This window comes from Thalassotalea mangrovi (assembly GCF_005116735.1).
Taxonomy (GTDB): Bacteria; Pseudomonadota; Gammaproteobacteria; order Enterobacterales; family Alteromonadaceae; genus Thalassotalea_A; species Thalassotalea_A mangrovi.
Genome location: NZ_SWDB01000007.1, coordinates 171,998 through 193,747, shown reverse-complemented (window position 1 = coordinate 193,747; position 21,750 = coordinate 171,998). Strand labels below are relative to the sequence as shown.

Genomic DNA, 21,750 nt, shown 5'->3' with positions numbered 1-21,750 from the left:
GCAAACTGCAGGCCCCTTACTTTTTACCAATGTTAAATTATAGATGGCAGATTAAAAGCTGAATTTCGCTTTGATGCCGCCATTGGTACCTTGGCCGATGCCGAAACGGGTATAGCCCGTATCGATAACCGCGCCCTCATAGTAAAGCTCATCGGTGATGTTCTCTACGTAAGCCGTGAACTGCCAGGATTCAGTGTATAGATTAGCAACCGCGCCCCACAGGCCGTAGGCGTCTTGTTCAAGCAAATTACTGCCACCTAAGAACTCGTCGCCAAAGGTTTCAGACTGCCAGGCGTAGGACAACTGAACATCCATATCGGTATCTTCACCAATGCTAAAGCTGTAAGTACCGATAAATGTGAAGGTCGCCTCCGGTGCAGAAAGTTTCTGACCAACGATAGACTCGCCTTCAGCACTCTCGCCTTTTTTGACTTCTGAATTTTGCAAGGCACTTGCAACAAACAAACGCAGGCTGTCCGTCGGTGTCCAGGTAGCGTCAAACTCGACCCCTTTACCTTCCGCTTCACCAATGTTTTTGATGATTACACCACCAGCATTAGGGAAAGTTCCCTGGAAATCGGTGTAGTCGTAGTAATAAACACCCAGGTTAACATTCAGGGTATTATCCAAAAATGCACCTTTCATGCCGATTTCATAACTATCGACGATCTCTGGATCATAGCTTGCCAGGGTACTACCTTCAGGTAACTCGCCACCATATAGTTCGGACTCCCAGAATGCTTCATCGATATCATCGATAACACCATCCGGCTCATAGTCAAACCATTCTTCGTCTTCGTCAAAACCGGTCCAGTCCAGATAGTTAAGGTTAAAGGCAAACGTGTTATAACCACCGGCCTTGTAACCACGCGAGTAGTTCGCATAGACGTTGATATCGTCAGTTAGCTGATGATTAATCGCTACCCGGGGGGTGAATTCTGACCAGTCCTGTTTATCATCAATCCAGGCACCTGAGGTATGGGCACCAACCAGCCAGTAATGACCTAACCAACCATCAGGCTCTGGTAGATTAAGACCAAATTCTTTTTCGTCATAGGAGTAACGAGCACCAACGGTAACATCTGTGGTATCGCTGATGGTCCAGGTAATATCACCATAGATCCCCCAGCCCTGGTTGGTACCGCGAGCAAAGACCTCTTCACGAACACCCAACTCGCCAGCACCCGGCGCCGGAATGTCGCCGTCATCGACCATCATCTGAATTTCGTCGGCGTCATCGACAAAATCAAGCTCGTACCAGCCATCGACAAACAGTTCATGACAGTCTGCATAATACGCGCCTGGATCTGAAGTGATATCGGCTAAAGGTTCATCCCACTCTTCAAAATAAGGAAGGTATGAACAGAAAGCATCGTCGTCATATTCATTATAAAACTGAGTATCAATGGTCTCTTTATAGGCACTGACACCGACAAACCAGTAAATATCAGAATCATTATCTGAATTTAAGCGAAATTCCTGGCTGACATATTCGGTATCATCAACCTGCGAATAATTACCAAATGGCATCGCTGTACCATCATAGTCTTCAACATAATCCCAGGTGTAATTTTTTAATGCGGTTTGCGAGGTAAAAATAACGCTGCCAAAATCGTGCTCAATATCAAGCGTCAATGCGGTCACTTCCGCGACATCCTGGCTATCTTTACCTAAATCTGTAGCGATCGCATCACCCGGACCTTCGGTCCAGATCGAGCGATAAATACCGCCATCCATGTCGCGATCTTCATAGTTGGCACTCAGGCGAACCATGGTGTCGTCGCCTTCATATTTTAAAATACCACGCAATGCGGCCACATCACGGCCACGCAATTCGTCACCGGCAAGATTTTCAACATAGTTGTCTTCGGATGAATAGTGACCTGCCAGGCGTAAAAACAGGTTGTCGCCTAGATTGGTATTAAAAACACCCGTCAGCTCCTGCAAGTTGTCGCTACCCAGCGCACCTTCGATGCTACCTTCTACACCATCGACAGCATCGTTAGAATAAATGCTGATTGCCCCGGACGCAGCGTTACGACCGAAAAGGGTACCCTGCGGTCCCTTAGTCACTTCTACCCGGGAAATATCAAAAAATGTTCCCAAGGCGCCACCGCTGCGGCCCTGGTAGACACCATCAAAATATAAACCGATGGAAGGATCACCACCGATACCATAATCCTGGGTCACAATACCGCGAATACCGATAGTATCAACGAAGCTGTCGTTACTGGTGCCACCGTTTAAGCCCGGGGTAAATTTTGATAGCGCAACCGCATTATCGATATTGTAATCGTCGATAAAGTTTTCATTGAAAGCGCTTACCGATACCGGCACTTCCTTTAAAGACTGAGCGCGTTTTTGGGTTACAACGATGACTTCATAGTCATCTTCTTTGTTCGCTTCTTCAGCATATGACATCGAGGTGGTAAAAAGTGATGCAACTGTCAAAGCAAGTAAGGATTTGCGATGGTTCATAACGTACGACTTCCCTAAATGTAAAAGCAATTGTTTTTTGTTATCTATTCAAGCAATGAATCATGATTATTTTTTCGTCACTCAGATTCGATAATACACGTGGCGTAAAATAAATCAAACAGTTATGTAAAATTTACGTTAAAATTATTTTTTGCAGGCAAATCTCCAAAAACATGTCCAATTTCGGTGCACAGTTGCACCACAAAATATCGACATAAACCATTGATAAAAATCAATATTATTAACTTTCACCGTCAAAAAAAGGAAGCCAGGCTTCCTTTTTTAAAAGCTTAAAAAAACCGTCTTTTGTGGATTAAAATTTAATCCAGGTGGCCTTAACCTCGGTGTATTTACTGAACGCATGTAACGACTTATCGCGACCATTACCGGACTGCTTATAGCCACCAAATGGCGCTGTCATATCACCACCATCCCACTGATTTACCCACACCGAACCGGCACGCAAAGACTTTGCCACCCGGTGTGCCTTTGATAAATCACGGGTCCAGACACCTGCCGCCAAACCATATTCACTATCATTGGCGATATTGATCGCATCTTCAGCAGAATCAAAGCTGATAACCGACAATACCGGGCCAAATATCTCCTGTTGGGCGACGTCCATATCATTGGCGATATTATCGAAAATTGTTGGTTCAATGTAAAAGCCATTTTGCACCGGTTCGACAGATTTTCCGCCCTGGCGTAATTGGCCGCCCTGGGCCTGGGCCTGTTCAATAAAACCTATCACCCTTGCCTGTTGCTCTTTATCAACAATAGCGCCAACATTAGTGTTGGGATCGAGCGGATGTCCGGGACGCCAGTTTTTCATGGCATTTACCACTTTAGTGACAAATTCATCCTTAATACTGGCCTCAACCAGTAACCGCGAACCGGCAGTACAGACCTCGCCCTGATTAAAGCAAATGGCGCCAGCAGCCGCTTGTGCAGCCGCATCAAGATCAGGGGCATCAGCGAAGACGATATTTGGACTTTTACCACCGGCTTCGGTCCACACCCGTTTCATATTGGATTGCCCGGCATAAATAAATAGTTGCTTGGCAACCGCAGTCGAACCGGTGAAAACCAGGGTATCAACATCATGGTGCAAGGCCAGGGCTTTACCGATACTATGCCCAAAACCCGGCAAGACGTTGAAAACGCCATCAGGAATACCGGCTTGAGTTGCCAGTTCGGCAATTTTGATTGCGGTTAGAGGTGATTTTTCGGATGGTTTTAAGATTACACTATTGCCCGTCGCCAAAGCCGGTGCCAGTTTCCAACATGCCATTAACAGCGGGAAATTCCACGGCACAATGGCCGCTACCACGCCCACAGGTTCATGGGTAACCATGCCAAGTTCATTTTCAGCACTCGGGGCAATTTCATCATATACCTTATCAATCGCTTCCGCGGTCCAGCGCAGGCAGCGCAATGCTCCAGGAATATCGACATTTAAGGCATCACTAATGGGTTTTCCCATATCCAAGGTTTCCAGCAGGGCAAGCTGTTCGGCATTGGCTTCGATTAAATCAGCAAATTTTTGCAATATTAATTTACGCTGTGCCGGCGAACGACGACGCCAATCTCCCTGATTAAAAGCATTGCGAGCGGCAGTCACGGCAAGATCGGCATCAGCCTGCCCGCAGGCACTGACTTGCACTAACAACTTACCATCGATCGGACTGATACAATCAAATTGTTCGCCTGACATCGCCGTTTGATAGTTACCATTGATGTAAGCCCTGCCTTCAAACGTCAGTTGTTGCGCCTGTTGCTGCCAGTAATTAAGACTGCCCTGATTCATTGTCTACTCCGAAATCTACTGAAAAATAAGTTACTCATTAACGTTAACAGATAAACTACAAGAGCCCCGACCCCATTTCAATATTTTTTACAAAATCCCAGTTTTTCCTGAGAATATTTGACATCTCTTCGCGCATCTGTTCAAAATATAGAACATCTTTAACCGTTAATCTGCCTTATTAATTATGTCTGAATATCCCAATTCCTATTACGCGGCGAGCTGTAATCGCCAGGTCCACTATCCAACCCTACAGGAGTCCATCAATGCAGATATCTGTGTAGTCGGTGGCGGCTTTAGTGGCCTTTCTACAGCGATATTCCTCCAGGAAAAAGGCTATCAGGTGGTACTGCTTGAAGCATCGGGTATCGGCTTTGGAGCTTCGGGGCGAAATGGCGGGCAGATGGTCAACAGTTTTAGTCGCGATATCGATCACATTGAAAAGCACTATGGAACCGATACCGCCAACGCGTTAGGAAATATGGCATTTGAAGGCGCGGATATCATTCGCGACTTAATTGCTAAATACAAGCTTGACGTGGATTATCAACATGGCGGATTTTTTGCCGCATTTACTGAAAAACAAATGCAGGAACTGGCGGAAAAGAAATCCCTTTGGGAAAGATTCGGCAACACCAAACTGCGCTTAGTAGATAACACCGAGTTAGGTGATATTGTTTCGACGGATGCTTATGTAGGTGGTCTCGTCGATGAACACTGTGGCCATATTCATCCGCTGAAACTGGCCCTGGAAGAAGCCCGGGCATTGACTGAACTCGGTGGCCGGGTGTTCGAGCATTCAAAAGTTATCGATATTAACCACGGTGAAGGTGAGCGTTTAACCGAGGTAATTACCGAGCAAGGACGGGTAAAAGCGAAGAAGCTGGTGCTAGCAGGTAATGCCTATCTAGGCAACCTGGAACCCAAGCTGGCGCGCAAGTCAATGCCATGTGGCACCCAGATTATCACCACTGAAGTCCTGCCTGAGGATGTTGCAACGCGCCTGATCCCATCGCGCTTTTGCGTCGAAGACATGAATTACAAGCTTGATTATTATCGCCTGACAGCCGATAACCGACTGCTATTTGGCGGCGGTGTAACCTATGGCGGAGGTGATCCGACAAGTATCGAAAACTATCTTCGCCCCAGGTTTGAATCAGTGTTTCCTGAGTTAAAAGACATAAAAATTGACTATGCCTGGGGTGGTGACTTTTTACTGACCCTGAGCCGATTGCCGCAACTGGGTAAGATTGGCGATAACACTTATTACACCCAGGGATATAGCGGTCACGGCGTAAATACCACCCACCTGGCGGGTCGCTTGCTGGCCGAAGCCATTGATGGCGAGTCAAGTCGCTTCGACGTGTTCACCTCTTTGCCACACTACCCATTTCCGGGTGGTAGGTTATTACGCGTTCCCTTTACTAAGCTGGGAGCCTGGTATTATGGCGTAAGGGATAAGTTCGGGATTTAAATTAAATATTCTGCACCGTCTCACTGCAGATCACGACGGTGCAAGGATTCCGGTTTCAGGTTTCAGGTCTCGGAGGCGAACGGCCTTTTACTAAAGCCGAAAGTTTTGTCTCCTTCAGACACCCTTAAACGCAAAAAGGGCCGGTATCTCCGGCCCTTTTTGATTTAGCAGGTAAAACCTAGGTTTAACTTGTCCAGCAACTTCAGCCACAGACCACGTTTACCATTATTTTTATCCGCTCGAACCAGTGCTGCGTGGGTTAGCTGCACGCCAATCCAGCGAAGCGGCTCAGGTGCCCATGGCATCGGCTTTTTCTGGACCAATTGCAGATTAAGTATGTCTGAGGGATCGTAGCCAAGCAGCTCGATTGCAATACGAGCTCCAAAGCGCGATGCGCCGACTCCCAGTCCCGTGTAGCCGACCGCCCAGGCGACTCGGCCATCATAAGCGGTACCAGGCACCATACAAAACCGGGTCGAGGTGGCAATAATACCGCTCCAGCGATGGGTAAATTTGATGCCCTCAAGTTGCGGGAAGGTTTCAAAAAACTCTTCCGCTAACTGTTCGAATGCCTCCGGTACATCCGCACAATCGCGTCGGGATATATTTTTATTGTAATAATACCTAACGGCACCACCACCGCCCCAGGTAATACGCTTGTCTTTGGTCAGTCGATAATAGTGGAACATATTATTAAATTCCCCTAACGCATGGTGGAATTTGTCCCAGCCAATCATCTCCAACTGTTCCTGAGTCAGGGGCTCGGTAGCGATTTGATAATCCCAGACCGGAATAATGGATTTGCGGATTTTACGTACCGGCGAGCGAAACGCATTAGTCGCCATCAGAACTTTCTTGCAGGTGATAATGCCATTGGGACAAAATGCTTTCATCCGTTGCCGGGAACGAGGTAATAACTTATCAACCGGGGTATGCTCGAAAATACGGACGCCAAGATCAAGCAACACCTGTTTCAGACCCCAACAGATTCTTGCCGGATTCACGGTGCCATCCAGGCCATTGTGAAACAGCAGGCCCGCCTTGTAGGTCGGTGATTTAACCTGCTCCTGCATTTCCTCTTCGTCAAACCAGGTTACGTCTTCGCCGGCGGCTTTTTCTTCTTCGTAGTATTCACGAAGTTCTTCGACCTGGGCATCATCAACAGCAACCTCAGTCTCGCCGACGCATTCATAATGGGCATCGATATTATATTTTTTGAAGGTGGCCAGCATCTCCCTGAGGTTTTGCTTGCCCAGTTCATAGAGCAGCTCTTCTTCACCGGGAAAATGATGTTCAGTATTCGCCTCACCGTGAGCGAGATCGGCACTTAAAAAACCTCCATTACGGCCTGAAGCGCCGTCGGCAACAAAGGTTTTTTCCACCAGAATAATGTCTAAGTCGGGGCGACGCTCCTTAGCCTGTAAAGCACCCCAAAGGCCGGTGAACCCGCCACCGACCACTAATAACTCGCAGGTAGTATTCTCTTCCAAAGCAGGTTCTGGTTCAGGGCGATCCGGCGAATCGAGCCACACTGAACCATATTTTGAATCTTTTAACGCTTCGGCATACTGCATAAATCCTCTCGTTTGTAGCCTGTTTATTGATCTATATATTGACTATTTAATGTACCAACCCCAGCGTTGCTGTGGGTCATACGATGTTATCTGTTTCGTTTCCAGGTAATTGTTCAATCCCCAATGGCCAAGTTCACGGCCAATGCCAGATTGCTTGTAACCTCCCCATGGGGCCTGGACAAAGGTAGGCTGCGAACAATTGATCCAAATAATCCCCGCTCGCAGGGCACATGCAACTCGGTCACAGCGTTGTAAATCGTTGGACATGACAGCGCCGGCTAGACCGAATCGACTGTCATTAGCCAGTTGTACCGCCTGTTCTTCACTGGTAAAGGATTTTACACAAACCACCGGACCAAAGATCTCTTCCTGCCAAATCCAGGAATCTTCCGGGACCTCGGTAAATATCGTCGGTTCAACATAATACCCCTGATGCAGGTGCTCTGGGCGACCTCCACCACAGACAAGTTTGGCTCCTTCACCTTGTCCTCGCTCTATTGCCGCCATCACCTTTTGATATTGCGCCTCGTTGACCAAAGGTCCAAGCAAGACTCCTGACTCATTTCCCTCACCGATGGTGATTTTTTTCGCTTCTTCGGTCAATCTTTCTAGTAATTGCGGATAAAGCGATTCTTCAACCAATACGCGCGAGGTCGCAGAGCAGACCTGCCCCTGGTTCCAGAAAATGCCAAACATGATCCATTCTACCGCCTGCTCAATATCCGTATCGGCAAAAATAATTAATGGTGATTTGCCACCAAGTTCAAGACTAATGTTTTTCACCTGATTGGCGGCCATCGACATAATGCGGCTTCCGGTAGGTACGGAGCCGGTAAATGCCATTTTATCGACATCCGGGTGTTCGGCCAGCGGTTGACCGGCTTCTGGTCCGGTACCGGTAACAATATTCAGTACCCCGGCAGGTAACTCGGCCTGTTCAACAATCTCGGCCAGCGCGATGGCTGTTAACGGGGTTACCTCGGAGGGTTTGAGAACCATAGTACAGCCCGCAGCAAGAGCCGGCGCAACTTTCCAGGCGGCCATAAGCATAGGGAAATTCCAAGGGATGATGGCACCAGCGACACCGACAGGCTCTTTAATCGCTTTGCTGGTAAAGGCAGGCTCGCCAAGATCGATAGTTTCACTATCCTGTTCATCCATTTGCTCGGCCAACGCCGCGTAAAATTCAAAACAGCCGGCGGTATCTTCGATATCCCACTTGGCTTCAGGAAAAGGTTTGCCATTATCGGTAACTTCTAACCGGGCCAGCTCATCCAAACGCTGGTTAATCAAATCGGCAATCTTTCGCAAATAAGCACCACGTTGTTTCCCTGACAATCTTGGCCACGGGCCATGGTCGAACGCCTTACGTGCAGCCTTCACCGCTTTATCTATGTCAACCGAGTTTCCCGCTGCCACCGATTGAATTGGCTGCTCAGTCGCAGGATTAATGGTAACAAACGACTGCTGGCTGTCAGCGGGTTGCCATTGGCCATCGATAAAGTGATTAAATGTCATAATTTGCCTGCTTAATTCCCTGAACTAGAGAATCTTTTTTATTGTTAAATTTATTGAACACCTGACCTATTATGTTCATTAAATGCCTCAGCGGTCAATATCCTAAATGCTGTCGCTGATCACTACAAGATAGCCACAAGAGCCCGGTTCACATGAAAACTTAGCTATTTTGAAGTCCTCAATCACCATAACCTCTGATGCTTTGAGCCGATGAGTTGCCTCGGATATGTCATCGTACTGACATTGCCCCTGCTGACAAAACACAACCGCAAAACCAGAGCTCAGTGCTGTGATTTCAACATCCTGTTGTGCCGAGAAGGGATATACGGCAAAGCTTTTAGCCTGGTTGTAATAGGGGCGATGCTTTTGCTGCGGTGAAAATACGCTAATGTCACAAACATCCTGATTAGCAGGACACAGTCGTTCGTTGTCGACAATCACAAACAACTTTTTCAGATAACCATGCTGTTGCCACTGACAATCAAGGCCACGAGGGATCACGAAACCCTGATCGCTGACAACATGGGACATCTCGCCACTTGCCAGGGCAATATCCGCCCTTCCCTCCAGCACCACCATAAACTCTTCCATCTCGTACGGCCCAGCCTGCTCGCGCATCGATGTGGTATCCCAGAGCCCGACGTAAATACCCCGGTTTTCATCACTGTAGAACTCCCGGGTGTGCTGCACTGGAAGCGCCGAGTCAAACATATCCGCGCTTAACGGATCCGGGTTTGCCGCTAGCTGACTAACTTGGGTCGAATAAATTTGCATTGATTGTGACATAGTGACTGCTATCAATTTAGGTTATCAGGCGGGTATAACCCGCCATCACGATTAACTTGGGAAGGAAAAGCTTACGCCTTCACGGACACCACTGGATGGCCAGCGTTGGGTTATCGTTTTACGCTTGGTATAAAAACGAATTCCATCCGGACCATAAGCATGCAAATCACCAAATAAGGATCGCTTCCAACCACCAAAACTATGATACGCCACGGGAACCGGCAGGGGGACATTGATGCCTACCATACCGACCTGAATATGATCGGAGAAATAACGCGCCGCTTCACCATCACGGGTAAAGATACAGGTACCATTACCGTATTCATGATCGTCAATTAGCTGCATCGCTTCCTGCATGGTTTTGACACGCACCACCTGCAAAACCGGACCGAAAATTTCTACTTTATAACTGTCCATCTGAGGCGTTATGCCATCAATTAAGGTCGCACCGACAAAGTAACCATCTGGATGCCCTGGCACCTGTGGATTACGTCCGTCGACGACAACGGTTGCCCCCTGCTGTTCAGCACTGGTGATTAAATCATTCACTTTGTCACGATGTTGACAGGTAATTACCGGACCGAAGTCATTACTGGCATCAGAAAAAGCGCCAACTTTTAACCCTTCCATCGCCGTTTTCATTTTTGCGACCAACTCATCACCGGCTTTATCACCAACAGCAACGGCGACCGATAAAGCCATACAACGTTCACCGGAAGAACCAAATGCAGCGCCCAGTAACTGATTGACAGCATTGTCCATATCCGCATCCGGCATAATTATCGCGTGGTTTTTGGCACCGCCCAATGCCTGGCAGCGTTTACCGTTGGCACTGGCGGTGGTGTAGATATATTCCGCAATAGGCGTAGAGCCAACAAAGCTAACGGCTTTTACACGCTGATCGGTTAACAGGGTATCTACCGCCACTTTGTCACCATTAACCACGTTTAAAACACCCGGTGGTAAGCCCGCTTGATGAAGCAGTTTGGCAATAAACATGGTCGAGCTGGGATCCCGTTCCGAAGGTTTTAGAACAAAGGTATTACCGCAGACGATAGCAAGTGGGAACATCCACATCGGCACCATCGCCGGAAAGTTAAATGGGGTGATCCCGGCAACGACACCCAGAGGCTGAAATTCACTCCAGGAATCAATACCGGGACCAACATTGCGACTGTGTTCACCTTTCAATAAATGTGGAGCTGCACAGGCAAATTCGACATTTTCGATGCCACGCTGCAACTCTCCCGCCGCATCGTGGCTGATTTTGCCATGCTCTTCACCAATCAGGTGACAAATCTCATCCGCATGTTGCTCAAGTAATTCTTTAAAACGGAACATGATACGGGCGCGCTTAATCGGCGGTGTATTGCGCCACTCAGGAAAGGCCGCCTCGGCACTGGCGATTGCTTCTTCTACGGTTGATTGAGTCGCCAGTAATACCGACTTGTCAGAATCACCGGTCGCCGGATTAAAGACCGACTGCTTAGGTTCATCGAGTTGAATATCTTCGCCGTTAATAAAATGGCCAATAATCGACATAATTTTCTCACTTACTACAAATTTATTTGGGTTTATTCGGTTTCGTTCAGGGCATCACCCAAGGCGTTCACCAGCAAATCAATTTCCTCGGACTCAGTGGTAAATGGCAGGCCTAATTGGATGGTGTCACCACCGTAGCGAACATAAAAACCTTTCTGCCAACAGTTCATCGCTATTTCATATGGCCGTAACGCGGGTTGCCCCTGCTTCGGCGCAATGGTTAATCCCCCGGCTAAACCGTAATTACGAATATCGGTGACATGTTGTAATCCGTTTAGGGAGTGCAGTTTTTGCGCAAATTCTGGTGCCAGCGCCGCTGAACGTTCAATCAATTGTTCACTTTCAAGAATGTCGAGGGTCGCTAATGCTGCTGCGCAGGCAACCGGATGGGCGGAATAGGTATAACCATGTGGCAATTCCAGCATGTAGTCAGGCCCACCCGTTTCCATAAAGGTGTCGTAAATTCCCTGCCTGGCGATCACCGCCCCCATGGGCACCACACCATTGGTGATTTGTTTAGCAATGGTCATTAAATCCGGTGTTACATCAAACTCTTCGGCGCCGGTTCTACTGCCAACGCGACCAAAGGCGGTAATCACTTCATCAAAGATCAACAGGATATTATGACGATCACAGATCTCCCTGAGCTTTTTCAGATAGCCTTGTGGCGGTGGAATAACTCCGGCGGAACCTGCCATGGGTTCGACAATAACGGCAGCTATATTACTGGCATCATGAATGGCAATAAGCTGTTCTAATTCATCGGCAAGATGGGCACCGGTTTGCGGCATTCCCTGGGTAAAGGTATTTTCTGGCAACATGGTATGAGGCAAATGAATGGCATCAATGCCCTGGCCATACAAGGCTCGATTTGGGCCAATGCCGCCGACACTAATGCCACCCCAGTTAACGCCGTGATAGCCTTTGGCGCGGCCAATAAAGCGAGTCTTGCTGGCCTGGCCCTGCTTGCGCCAGTAGCCACGAGCAATTTTTAGTGCCGTTTCCACCGACTCAGAACCAGATCCAGTAAAAAATACCCGGTTCAGGTCTTGTGGCATCCACTCACTGATGCGATGTGCCAGTTCGAACGATTTAGGTTGGCCAAACTGAAAAGCCGGGGAATAATCCAGTGTTCGAGCCTGACTGGCGATTGCATCGGCAATTTCTGCACGACCATGTCCGGCACCACAAGTCCACAAGCCGGATAAACCATCAAATATTTTCCTGCCACTGGCATCGGTGTAATAACGCCCTTGGGCTGCGGTTATCAGCCTGGGGTCTTTTTTAAACTGACGGTTGCCGGTAAATGGCATCCAATGAGCATCAAGCTGTTGCTGGCTGAGCCCACACGTTAGTCGATCTGTTGTCATGTCACTAATCCCTTTAAACACTGCAAATGCCAGTCACCATTCGTTAACCTATTTCGCACCAAAGTGCGAACACCTGCCAGAGTTGGTCTGTTACTGAGAGGTATTATTGACCAAAACATAGATTATTAAATCCATATTTATTAAAGTTAAGTTAAGTATTAAGTTAAGTAATCTTTATGAGTCAGAACAGCACCTTACTACCCCGGCAATTAGGCGATAGCCATATACGTCTACTACGAATATTTAAGTCGGTGATCGAAAACGGAGGGTTTGCCAATGCGGAAGTGGATTTAAATATATCCAAGCCTGCCATTTCCCAGGCGATCACTGAGCTCGAGTCATTATTGTCGATGCGTCTTTGTAATCGCGGCCGGGCCGGATTCTCTGTTACTGAGCAGGGTCAGCAGGTGTATCAATCAACGTTGCAATTGCTGACCAGCCTAGAAACCTTTCGCACCCAGGTTAATGCGATAAATACTGAGCTGGTTGGCGAGCTAAATATCGGTATTACCGATAATATGGTGACCATACCGCAGATGCGGGTAACCGAAGCCTTGCGTCGATTAAAGCAGCAGGCCCCGAGGGTGACCATTAATATTTCGATGATCCCACCCGGAGATATTGAATCAGGCATACTCGATGGGCATTTGCATATTGGCATCGTGCCACACCTGAGAAATATTGCCGGCCTTAACTATATTAAGCTCTATCAGGAACGCTCCTTGCTGTACTGCTCAGATACACATCCGCTATTTGATAAAGAGCTTAACAATATCAGTGATCAGGCGCTGGCCAGTTATGATGCGGTGGTACCAACCTACCCACAATCCCTGGAAATTAAACAGCAACAATCAATGCTGAAAGCCAGCGCGACATCGACGGACCGGGAAGGCATTGCCTTTTTAATTTTAACCGGCCGGTTTATTGGCTTTATACCAACCCATTTTGCCGATCGTTGGGTAAAAGAAGATAAAATGCGGGCAGTTGATGAACATAACCGAAATTTTACAACCAGCTACTGTGCGGTGACCCGTAAGGGATCGCGCAGCAATTTAATCTTGGAGGCCTACCTTAATGCATTGGCGAACACCTAATAAGATAGTAAGCACACGTTATGTAGGTACTTACACCAAATGTTTAATAAACTTGCTCGTATTGGTCACGGGGGATAAGATTTTGTCGATTTCAACACAACAAAAATCTGGCTTATGGCTGACTTTTAAAAGCGTTGTTGCCGCCATGTTTGGCGTGCAAAGCGATAAAAACCGGGTTCAGGATTTTCAACAGGGTAATGCCCTGCGATTCATCGTGATAGGAATTATCGCCGTCGCTATATTTGTGTTGTCCCTGGTAGGAATCGTCTGGCTGGTGTTACCTGGTTAAAGGCACCTAATAGCATTTATCGCTACTCGGTTCATACCTTTGGCTTATACAAGGCCAACAGCTCACCGACTTTATTGCGAGTTGCACCTTTTTGAGAAATGGTGCGCGCGACTTTAATTGCTTTTATCTGATCAGCGTGCTCGTATATTTTCCGGGTCCAAATCGTATCATGATTAGAAATCAGCACGGTTACCCGTTTTTCCCGGGTTACTTCTTCCGCAGCATTGGCCAGATCAGCCTGTTCATCAAGCCCGAAACCATTGCCCGCATAGCTGGTAAAGCTTGCCGTCTTGCTCAATGGTACATACGGAGGATCGCAATAAATGACATCGCCGTCTTTGGCACGGGCAAAGGTATCTCGATACCCCTCACAAACGAATTCGGTTACCTTCGCTTTTTGTGCAAAAGCTTTTAATTCATCCTCGGGAAAATAAGGACGCTTGTACTTGCCGAACGGCACATTGTAACCACCCTTACTATTGTATCGGCACAGACCGTTATAACCATGGCGGTTCATATACAGGAATAGTAAAGAGCGCAGATAAGGATCATCACTGTCATTAAATTGTTGACGATTCAGGTAGTATTGCTCGGCCTGGTTTTGTTCTGGAGTGAACAGCATTTTTGCATCTGCAATAAACTGTGCGGCGTCATGCTGCAATACCTGATACAGATTAATGAGATCATGATTAATATCGTTTAGCAGATAGTGGGAATATTGTGTATTTAAATACACACTGGCCGCCCCGGCAAACGGTTCGATTAAACGACCGCCTTTTGGGAGCATTTTACTGATGGTATCGCTAAGGGAGTATTTACCGCCCGCCCACTTTAAAAAAGCGCGCTGTTTTTGCTGCTTCATGGTTGTTATTATCTTTTCACGAACGGGCCGTCAGGGATTCAATTACCTGCGCCAATTGACGATGTTCAATGTTATCGAAAATCTCACACTGACCAATTTTAGTTGGCAGGATCAAACGAATATTACCATCCATATTCTTCTTGTCACGACGCATATGCCGTATATAGCCGTCTACCGACATACCTGACGGCCCAGTTACCGGTAATGCAAATGCGAGCAATAGTTCACGAATACGCTCTACATCATCGCTAGTGATTAATTGCATATTTGCGGCAAGCGCTGCTGCCATCACCATACCGGCAGCCACAGCTTCACCGTGCAACCAATTTCCATACCCCTGCTCAGCTTCAATGGCGTGGCCAAAGGTATGTCCAAGGTTAAGATGCGCACGTACACCAGATTCTTTTTCATCGCGGGCAACGATATCCGCCTTTATCGAACAACAGTGCTCGATCATGGTCGCCAGCGTCTTTCTGTCTTTATCCGCAATCGCCTTACGATTATCTATCAGCCACTGAAAAAATTCGCCATCGGCGAGCACACCATATTTGATGACCTCTGCCATTCCGGCAGCGAATTCCCTGTCTGGCAATGTCAGCAAGGTATCTAAATCAATAAACACCGCTTTGGGCTGGTAAAACGCGCCTATCATGTTTTTACCAAGCGGATGATTTACCGCCGTCTTGCCACCCACCGATGAGTCGACCTGAGACAGTAGCGTTGTCGGTACCTGAATAAAGTCAATGCCACGCTGATAACAGGCAGCGGCAAAGCCACTTAAATCGCCGATAACGCCACCACCAAGGGCAACAATCGTGGAATCACGGCCATGACCATTTGCCAACATATGTGCCATGATGGTTTCAAAACTGTTTAAGTTTTTATTGGCTTCACCATCGGCAATGATGATTTGATCAAGCTCGAACCCGCCCAGGCTTTGTTTGAGTTGATTTAGATAGAGAGGAGCAACGATATCGTTGCTGATGATACATACGCGCTTACCGCGTATGTATCGATTTAGCAGGTCAGTGTCAGACAATAACCCGCTTGCAATGTGTATAGGATAGCTGCGTTCATCCAGTGAAACAGTCAGGCTAGCCATCAGAACTTAGAAATCCAATCGCTCGATGATTTTATTGGCTACAACTTTGGCACTTTGATCATCAGTCTGCACAATGACATCGGCAATTTCTTCATAAAGAGGATTGCGCTCAACCGCCAGGTTTTCCAATACCACGCGTGGGTCTTCTTTGGTCTGTAACAGAGGACGACGACGGTCACGTTGAGTACGGGCAACCTGTTTGTCTATGGTTGTTTCCAGATAGACAACGATGCCGCGTGCCGACAAACGATTACGGATCTGTGGACTAATAACGCTGCCACCACCGGTTGCCAGTACGATGCCCTGTAATTCGGACAAATCTTCAATGACATCCTCTTCTCTTTTACGGAATCCTTCCTCACCCTCTAGATCAAATACCCAAGCAATGTCCGCTCCGGTACGACGTTCAATTTCCTGATCCGAGTCATAAAACTCTAGGTGTAATTTTTCTGCCAATTCTCGGCCAATCGTGCTTTTACCGGCACCCATTGGGCCTACAAGGAAAATGTTACGTTTTTCTGCCATGAGATTACTTTAATACTCGTAAAATTGTTTAGTTAACGGGCTGAGGACACTCCTCGAAAAAATTAAGGGCGCAATTATCGCAATTCTTCTAGGTTAATTGCAAGTAATGCGCCATTAATTTACCGAAAACTTAAACTTCGGAATGTTTACGATTACAGAGTTTCTGTCACAATTCGTGGGGTTACGAAAATAAGTAACTCTTTTTTCTCGTTAAACTCGCTGCTGGTACGGAACAACCAGCCTACATAAGGAATATCGCCAAGTACAGGTACTTTCGAAACCGCATTGATAATCTGTTGCTGGTAAATACCACCCAGAACGATAGTTTCACCATTATTCACCAATACCTGAGTAGCGATTTCCTGAGTGTCAATTGCGGTTGCCTGACCGGTACCGGTTTGCACCGTATCACCACGGGTATCCTGAGTGATAACCAGATCAAGAATAATGCGGTTATCCGGCGTGATCTGTGGAGTTACCCGCAAACCGAGTACCGCCTTCTTAAAGGTTACCGATGTAGCACCTGAGGACGCTGCCTGAACAAATGGAATTTCTGTACCTTGTTCAATATAAGCCTCTTTCTGGTTTGATGTGGTAATACGCGGGCTGGCAATGATTTCACCCTTGTTTTCCTGCTCGAGAGCGGAAAGTTCAAGATCAAGTATGGTGCCATCCGCCAGGCGTGCTACCTGGAATGCAATCGTCCCGGCTGGCTCTGCAATTGGCAGATTCACATTCAGGCGATCATTGATGCCACCAATCGAGCCCGGATCACCTCCAGAAGTCATGTTTGCCAGACCACCTTCCAATGTTCCGGAGATACCGCGATCACCGCTATATTCGGAAACGCCCCAGCGAATACCTAAGTCTTCACTGATATTGTCTTTAACCGTGACCATACGAGATTCAATAACAACCTGGCGAATCGGAATATCTAAGACGCCGACCATGCGTTTGATATCTTCGATACTTTTAGCGGTATCACGAATTAGCAGGGTATTAGTACGTTCATCAACGGTTACGCTACCACGCTCTGAAAGCAGGCTAGTACCTTCATTTTTCAGCAGGCCGGCAAAGCTTGCTGCTTTTGCGTAATTAACCTGTACGTATTCACTATATAAAGGTGCTAACTCGGAAACCTGTTGCTGCGCCTGCAGGTCACGAGCCTCACGGGCAATTAATTCATCATTCGGAGCAATCATCAGGATGTTACCATCCATGCGTTTACCCAGGCCTTTGACTTTAAGAATAATGTCCAAAGCCTGGTCCCATGGAACACCGTCAAGGCGTAAGGTGATATTACCTGCCACGGTATCTGACGTTACCAGGTTAAAGCCATTATAGTCGGCAATAATCTGCAATACTGTTCGAATCGGAATGTCCTGGAAGTTCAGAGAGATGGCTTTACCGTTAAAGTCTTCTCCATTTTCCATGTAAGACTTTTTCTCTTCCAATTCTTTCACGCTCAGAGAGAAAATATTATCTACCTGATTGTGTTCGAAACTAAACGGTCGGTCTGTTTCAATCTGAATGCGGGCATTGTCACCTTCTTTAAAGGTTTCGATGCTGGTTACCAGGGTGCCGAAGTCAGTCACATCCAGTTTATACAGTAAGTCATCCAAAATACTGGTGTTATGGAAAACCATTTCGATTTTGCCCAACACTTCTTTGACATCTACCAAAGATTTACTGTCATCGAGGAATACCAGAACCTGCCCGGTTTCAGCGTCTCCCTTGCGAAAATCAATCGCCTGAATGTTATTGATAAAGCCTGATTCATCGTTACTCGGTGTCGGCACCTGATCGTAGCTATTAAGGCTGTTCAACAAAATGACGAATTTACCTTCGACAAGACCAGACTGGTACAATTTCAGGTCATCAAGGTAGATATCGGCTGTGACCTTACCAGCAGATTTACGAACCTGGATATCTTTGATACCTGCATGATTAACATCAGTCTGGGCCAGGGGTTCAACAAACTCCTCGGCATCGAAGGTAATTTGGATGCGCGCCGGATCGGTAAACGTCTTAACCTCTGGTTCGGTCGTTAATGCACTGTCAAAACCGAAAGTAAACTCCACTTCATCGGCTAACAGGGTATTGTAATAAATATCATTTAACTGGGTCGCCGCCTTAGAGGAAAACGATACTAATATCAACAAAGCGGATAACAAAACACCGAGGGTTTTGCGTGCCATTTGCTGGCCTGAATTATAATTATTATTGTCCATAATTATGAGTTCCCTTGCCCCTCTAGATCCTGGTCAATCATGCTCAACGTAGTCTCACGTTCTACCCAACAGCCAGCGCCGTCAGGTATTAATTCTACAATTATGACTTCTTCCTGACCGACATTGGTAATGCGACCATTATACAAGCCCAAATAACTACCCACGGAAACCCGATGTAAGGTGGCGTCTGAGGCTTCTACCAGCGCCCAGATGATACCTTCATCTCCGAGAGTACCTCGCATGTTAAGACTTTCCAGCGCAAATTTTTCCAGGGGCTGCTTACGCCGCATTGGATCCGGATGCAGACAATCAGTCATTTGTTGCATTTTTTCCTGAATGGCTTCCGGTTTTGGTGCAACGAAGGGACTGCGCAGTGCAAACGCGGAATAATCAAAGTGATTAAATTCCGCCAATGTTGGCATAGGCTTAATCTTGCTGGTTGTCGTTGCCTTAACATGTTCTGTGTATTCTTTGATGTCTGTCAGATCATCAAAGCAGGCCGATAACAAAAATACGGAAAGTAATACTAGATAGCGCATTATTTACTCTCCCTGTATTTGTAGGTTTTAGCCTGTAATTTCAAACTTAGTGAGCTCTCACCACCCTTGGTATCACCCAATATAGTGAAGTCATGAAGGGTAACAATTCGAGGTAACCCCGCGACTTTACTCACAAATTCTCCGAAGTCATGGTAACTTCCCGTGACTTCAACTTCAATGGGTAATTCAACATAGAACTCCTGGGGAATCTCTGGTTGCCAGTTCAGTTTCTTAAAATCGAGACGACTGGTGGTGCCCACAAAGGTAATATCATCAAGTAGGCCCGGAGTTTCGTGACTCTCTGGCAGGCGCTTAACCTGGTTACGGAATAACTCTTCCGCTTCTTCCATTTGCTCGCGAAATAGTTCAAGGTTTGCGGCCACTTTGTATTTCGCTTTATAGGAAATACGCAGGTCACTTTCTTTAGCTATTTCAGTTTCTAAGTTAACAATTTTATCTTTAACCAACAGGTAATGAGCTAATGCTCCAAGCAATATCACCATAAACAGCGCTAAAATAATCTTTGCTGCTTTAGGCCACTGGCCAATGTTATCCAGTTCGAGGTTATCAAACTGCGATAAGTCGATATTTTTCCAATCCATTATCGACCTCCTACTGTGGTGCGTTTGCCATCAGCCTTGTCAGCATCATCAATCAAGCCTTTGATACGTAATGACATCTTAAAATCACTGAGTAGTTTGTTGTCACCATTGCTGGCGGTGATTGACTCAAGTTCAGCATCGGTCAGTAACTCTGAGCTTTGCACTTCACGAATCATGTTTGCCAGGTGATTATTGGATTCGCTTTTGCCTTCAATAAACAGCTCAGGGCCTCTTTTTTCCAGTTTCACCAGGTAGATACCAGATGGCACAATCTTCGCCATCTCATCAAGAACCTGGGTACCGACATTACGGCTTTTCTGTAACTGCTCGATAAGACGCATGCGCTGAATCAAATCTTTCTTTTTCTGTTCCAGCGTATTAATTTCCGCAATTTTAGTATCCAATACTTTGATTTCATTGGTCAAATATTGGTTTCTGGCAATCTGGCCATCTATTCGAGCCTGAAAATATGTGCTAATCAGGAAAAACACCAGAAAAGTCACCAGCGCCAGGAAGGCTAAAATGGACAAATACTGCTGTTGTTGCAGCCGTTTTGCCTCTTCCCGCCAGGGAAGGAGGTTTATATGTGGCATGGTGAGAAACTCCTTAACGCAAGTCCAGAAGCAACCATTAGTTGGGGGGCGACTTTTGCAAGCTCTATTTGGTCGACATCAACACTAATACTCATGTTGTTGAATGGGTCGGCAATGATGGTATGGATACCCAATTCCGTGGTTAGCAACTCTTTGATATTTTCCAGGTTGGCAGAACCACCGGAAACCACCAGATAATCAAGTTTGTCTTTACCACTGAAGGTCAAATACATTTGAATCGCGCGGCGAATCTGCTGAATCAGGGTCGTTTGGAACGGCGCAAGCACTTCAAAGGTATAGGTTGGTGGTAGAGCACCAGATAATTTTTCCCGTTCCGCTTCTTCGAACGATTTATTGTAATAGGAAACAATAGAGCGGGTGTATTGTTCGGAGCCAAACAGCTGGTCCCTGGTGTAAATATTTTTACCGTCTTCGGTTACGGTGAACAGGGTCATGGTGGCACCGATATCGATGTATGCCACTACTTTGCCATCAGCATCATCAGGAAGCATTGGCAGGCACAAGTCGCTGGCACGGCTCAGGGCGTAAGATTCAACATCAACAACTTTGGTCTGAAAGCCACCAGTTTCCAGTGATGACACCCTGGCTTCAACGGTTTCAGTACGTACCGCACTGAGCAGAATATTCACTTTGCTGGGGTCGGCTTCGTTGACATCCAGTTTTTCAAAATCCAGGCTGACTTCATCAAGGGGATAAGGAATCAGACTGTCTGCTTCAATCTCTATCTGACTGGCTAATTCATCATCGGTAAGAGAAACATCCATATAGACGGTTTTGGTAATTACCGTTGAACCGGAGACGGCGACCGCGGCGTTACCTACTGAGGACATGACTTTTTTGCGAATTTTGCGAATGACCGCACCAACTGCCTCGATATCCTGAACTTTTCGTTCAACAATAGCGCCTTTAGGCATTGGTTCCACGGCATAAGCGTCTAGCTGATAACCATGAGCACCTTCACTAATCAGTACCGCTTTTACAGAATGCGAGCCAATGTCTATGCCCACCATTAATGAGGCATTTTTATTCCATAATTTACTTAGCATAAGTTCCCATACACTTTGTTATTGATTTTGCTTGGGGGCCCTGAATTGTCCTTAATTCGCTAGTTCAGTGTGATTGTCTGAAACAGCGACGGTAATCACGTCATTTTCGACTACGGTTTGTTACCATTGAAATGCAGACTTGTACAAATGTCAATCACTTGCTTGACTTTCAACAAATAAATGCTACGACGTTTTAAGCCATTTAACCATAAGTTACAATAAAAATACATTTATTGACATGAAAATACCGATATACTAGGGGTAACCAAGCTAAGTCTTTTTATAAAAAATCTATTGGAA

Annotated in this window: 18 protein-coding genes; 3 read left to right on the top strand and 15 right to left on the bottom strand. The window is 46.7% G+C overall.

Annotated features, from left to right (window positions below; all coding sequences use genetic code 11):
- Window positions 1-51 precede the first annotated feature (51 nt).
- Window positions 52-2,478 (bottom strand): TonB-dependent receptor, encoded by a 2,427-nt coding sequence (locus E8M12_RS04015; RefSeq protein ID WP_136734798.1) that lies wholly within the window; start codon window positions 2,476-2,478, stop codon window positions 52-54.
- Window positions 2,479-2,791: 313 nt separating this feature from the next.
- A complete protein-coding gene (locus E8M12_RS04010; protein ID WP_136734797.1) occupies window positions 2,792-4,285 on the bottom strand; it encodes an aldehyde dehydrogenase in 1,494 nt (497 codons plus the stop codon).
- Between the two features lie 184 nt (window positions 4,286-4,469).
- On the opposite strand from E8M12_RS04010, the gene E8M12_RS04005 reads away from it, so the two are divergent.
- Window positions 4,470-5,756 (top strand): NAD(P)/FAD-dependent oxidoreductase, encoded by a 1,287-nt coding sequence (locus E8M12_RS04005; RefSeq protein ID WP_136734796.1) that lies wholly within the window; start codon window positions 4,470-4,472, stop codon window positions 5,754-5,756.
- A 164-nt stretch (window positions 5,757-5,920) separates the two neighbouring features.
- On the opposite strand, the gene E8M12_RS04000 is transcribed toward E8M12_RS04005, so the two are convergent.
- The 5 genes from E8M12_RS04000 to aptA all read right to left on the bottom strand — a co-directional run bounded on the left by E8M12_RS04000 (window position 5,921) and on the right by aptA (window position 12,546).
- Window positions 5,921-7,330 (bottom strand): NAD(P)/FAD-dependent oxidoreductase, encoded by a 1,410-nt coding sequence (locus E8M12_RS04000; protein ID WP_136734795.1) that lies wholly within the window; start codon window positions 7,328-7,330, stop codon window positions 5,921-5,923.
- A gap of 42 nt (window positions 7,331-7,372) precedes the next feature.
- Window positions 7,373-8,848 carry an aldehyde dehydrogenase family protein gene (locus E8M12_RS03995; protein ID WP_136734794.1) on the bottom strand — a complete coding sequence of 492 codons (1,476 nt, stop codon included), beginning with the start codon at window positions 8,846-8,848 and terminating at the stop codon, window positions 7,373-7,375.
- Between the two features lie 102 nt (window positions 8,849-8,950).
- Window positions 8,951-9,634, bottom strand: coding sequence for a cupin domain-containing protein (locus tag E8M12_RS03990; RefSeq protein WP_136734793.1), 684 nt, complete (start codon window positions 9,632-9,634; stop codon window positions 8,951-8,953).
- Window positions 9,635-9,685: 51 nt separating this feature from the next.
- Window positions 9,686-11,176: a CoA-acylating methylmalonate-semialdehyde dehydrogenase gene (locus E8M12_RS03985; RefSeq protein ID WP_136734792.1), complete on the bottom strand. Its 1,491-nt coding sequence runs from the start codon at window positions 11,174-11,176 to the stop codon at window positions 9,686-9,688.
- 32 nt (window positions 11,177-11,208) lie between these two features.
- Window positions 11,209-12,546, bottom strand: a complete 1,338-nt coding sequence (gene aptA, locus E8M12_RS03980; RefSeq protein WP_136734791.1) for an omega-aminotransferase AptA — start codon at window positions 12,544-12,546, stop codon at window positions 11,209-11,211.
- Between the two features lie 176 nt (window positions 12,547-12,722).
- Here aptA and E8M12_RS03975 point away from each other — a divergent pair, with 176 nt between their 5' ends.
- Together E8M12_RS03975 and E8M12_RS16450 are read left to right on the top strand one after the other, a co-directional pair.
- Window positions 12,723-13,640, top strand: a complete 918-nt coding sequence (locus E8M12_RS03975; protein WP_136734790.1) for a LysR family transcriptional regulator — start codon at window positions 12,723-12,725, stop codon at window positions 13,638-13,640.
- Window positions 13,641-13,722: 82 nt separating this feature from the next.
- Complete coding sequence (locus E8M12_RS16450; protein WP_281277702.1) at window positions 13,723-13,929, top strand: DUF2970 domain-containing protein; 207 nt, start codon at window positions 13,723-13,725, stop codon at window positions 13,927-13,929.
- A 31-nt stretch (window positions 13,930-13,960) separates the two neighbouring features.
- Here the strand turns inward: E8M12_RS16450 and E8M12_RS03965 are convergent, their stop codons facing one another.
- From E8M12_RS03965 to E8M12_RS03930, 8 genes are all read right to left on the bottom strand, one after another.
- The gene (locus E8M12_RS03965) at window positions 13,961-14,791 is read right to left on the bottom strand and encodes a Dam family site-specific DNA-(adenine-N6)-methyltransferase (RefSeq protein ID WP_136734788.1); all 831 of its coding nucleotides are present in this window, start codon (window positions 14,789-14,791) and stop codon (window positions 13,961-13,963) included.
- A 16-nt stretch (window positions 14,792-14,807) separates the two neighbouring features.
- Entirely contained in the window at window positions 14,808-15,896 is a 1,089-nt protein-coding gene (gene aroB, locus E8M12_RS03960) for a 3-dehydroquinate synthase (RefSeq protein ID WP_211244980.1), read from the bottom strand.
- 3 nt (window positions 15,897-15,899) lie between these two features.
- On the bottom strand, window positions 15,900-16,418 hold the full coding sequence (gene aroK, locus E8M12_RS03955) for a shikimate kinase AroK (protein ID WP_136734786.1): 519 nt from the start codon (window positions 16,416-16,418) through the stop codon (window positions 15,900-15,902).
- A gap of 152 nt (window positions 16,419-16,570) precedes the next feature.
- A complete protein-coding gene (locus E8M12_RS03950) occupies window positions 16,571-18,649 on the bottom strand; it encodes a type IV pilus secretin PilQ (protein ID WP_136734785.1) in 2,079 nt (692 codons plus the stop codon).
- Between the two features lie 2 nt (window positions 18,650-18,651).
- Window positions 18,652-19,188 (bottom strand): pilus assembly protein PilP, encoded by a 537-nt coding sequence (locus tag E8M12_RS03945; protein ID WP_136734784.1) that lies wholly within the window; start codon window positions 19,186-19,188, stop codon window positions 18,652-18,654.
- Complete coding sequence (locus E8M12_RS03940; protein WP_136734783.1) at window positions 19,188-19,790, bottom strand: type IV pilus inner membrane component PilO; 603 nt, start codon at window positions 19,788-19,790, stop codon at window positions 19,188-19,190. Before E8M12_RS03940 ends, E8M12_RS03945 begins: the two co-directional genes overlap by 1 nt.
- Window positions 19,790-20,383: a PilN domain-containing protein gene (locus E8M12_RS03935; protein ID WP_136734782.1), complete on the bottom strand. Its 594-nt coding sequence runs from the start codon at window positions 20,381-20,383 to the stop codon at window positions 19,790-19,792. Before E8M12_RS03935 ends, E8M12_RS03940 begins: the two co-directional genes overlap by 1 nt.
- Window positions 20,371-21,450 (bottom strand): pilus assembly protein PilM, encoded by a 1,080-nt coding sequence (locus tag E8M12_RS03930; protein ID WP_136734781.1) that lies wholly within the window; start codon window positions 21,448-21,450, stop codon window positions 20,371-20,373. The genes E8M12_RS03935 and E8M12_RS03930 overlap by 13 nt, the downstream gene beginning before the upstream one ends.
- Window positions 21,451-21,750 lie beyond the last annotated feature (300 nt).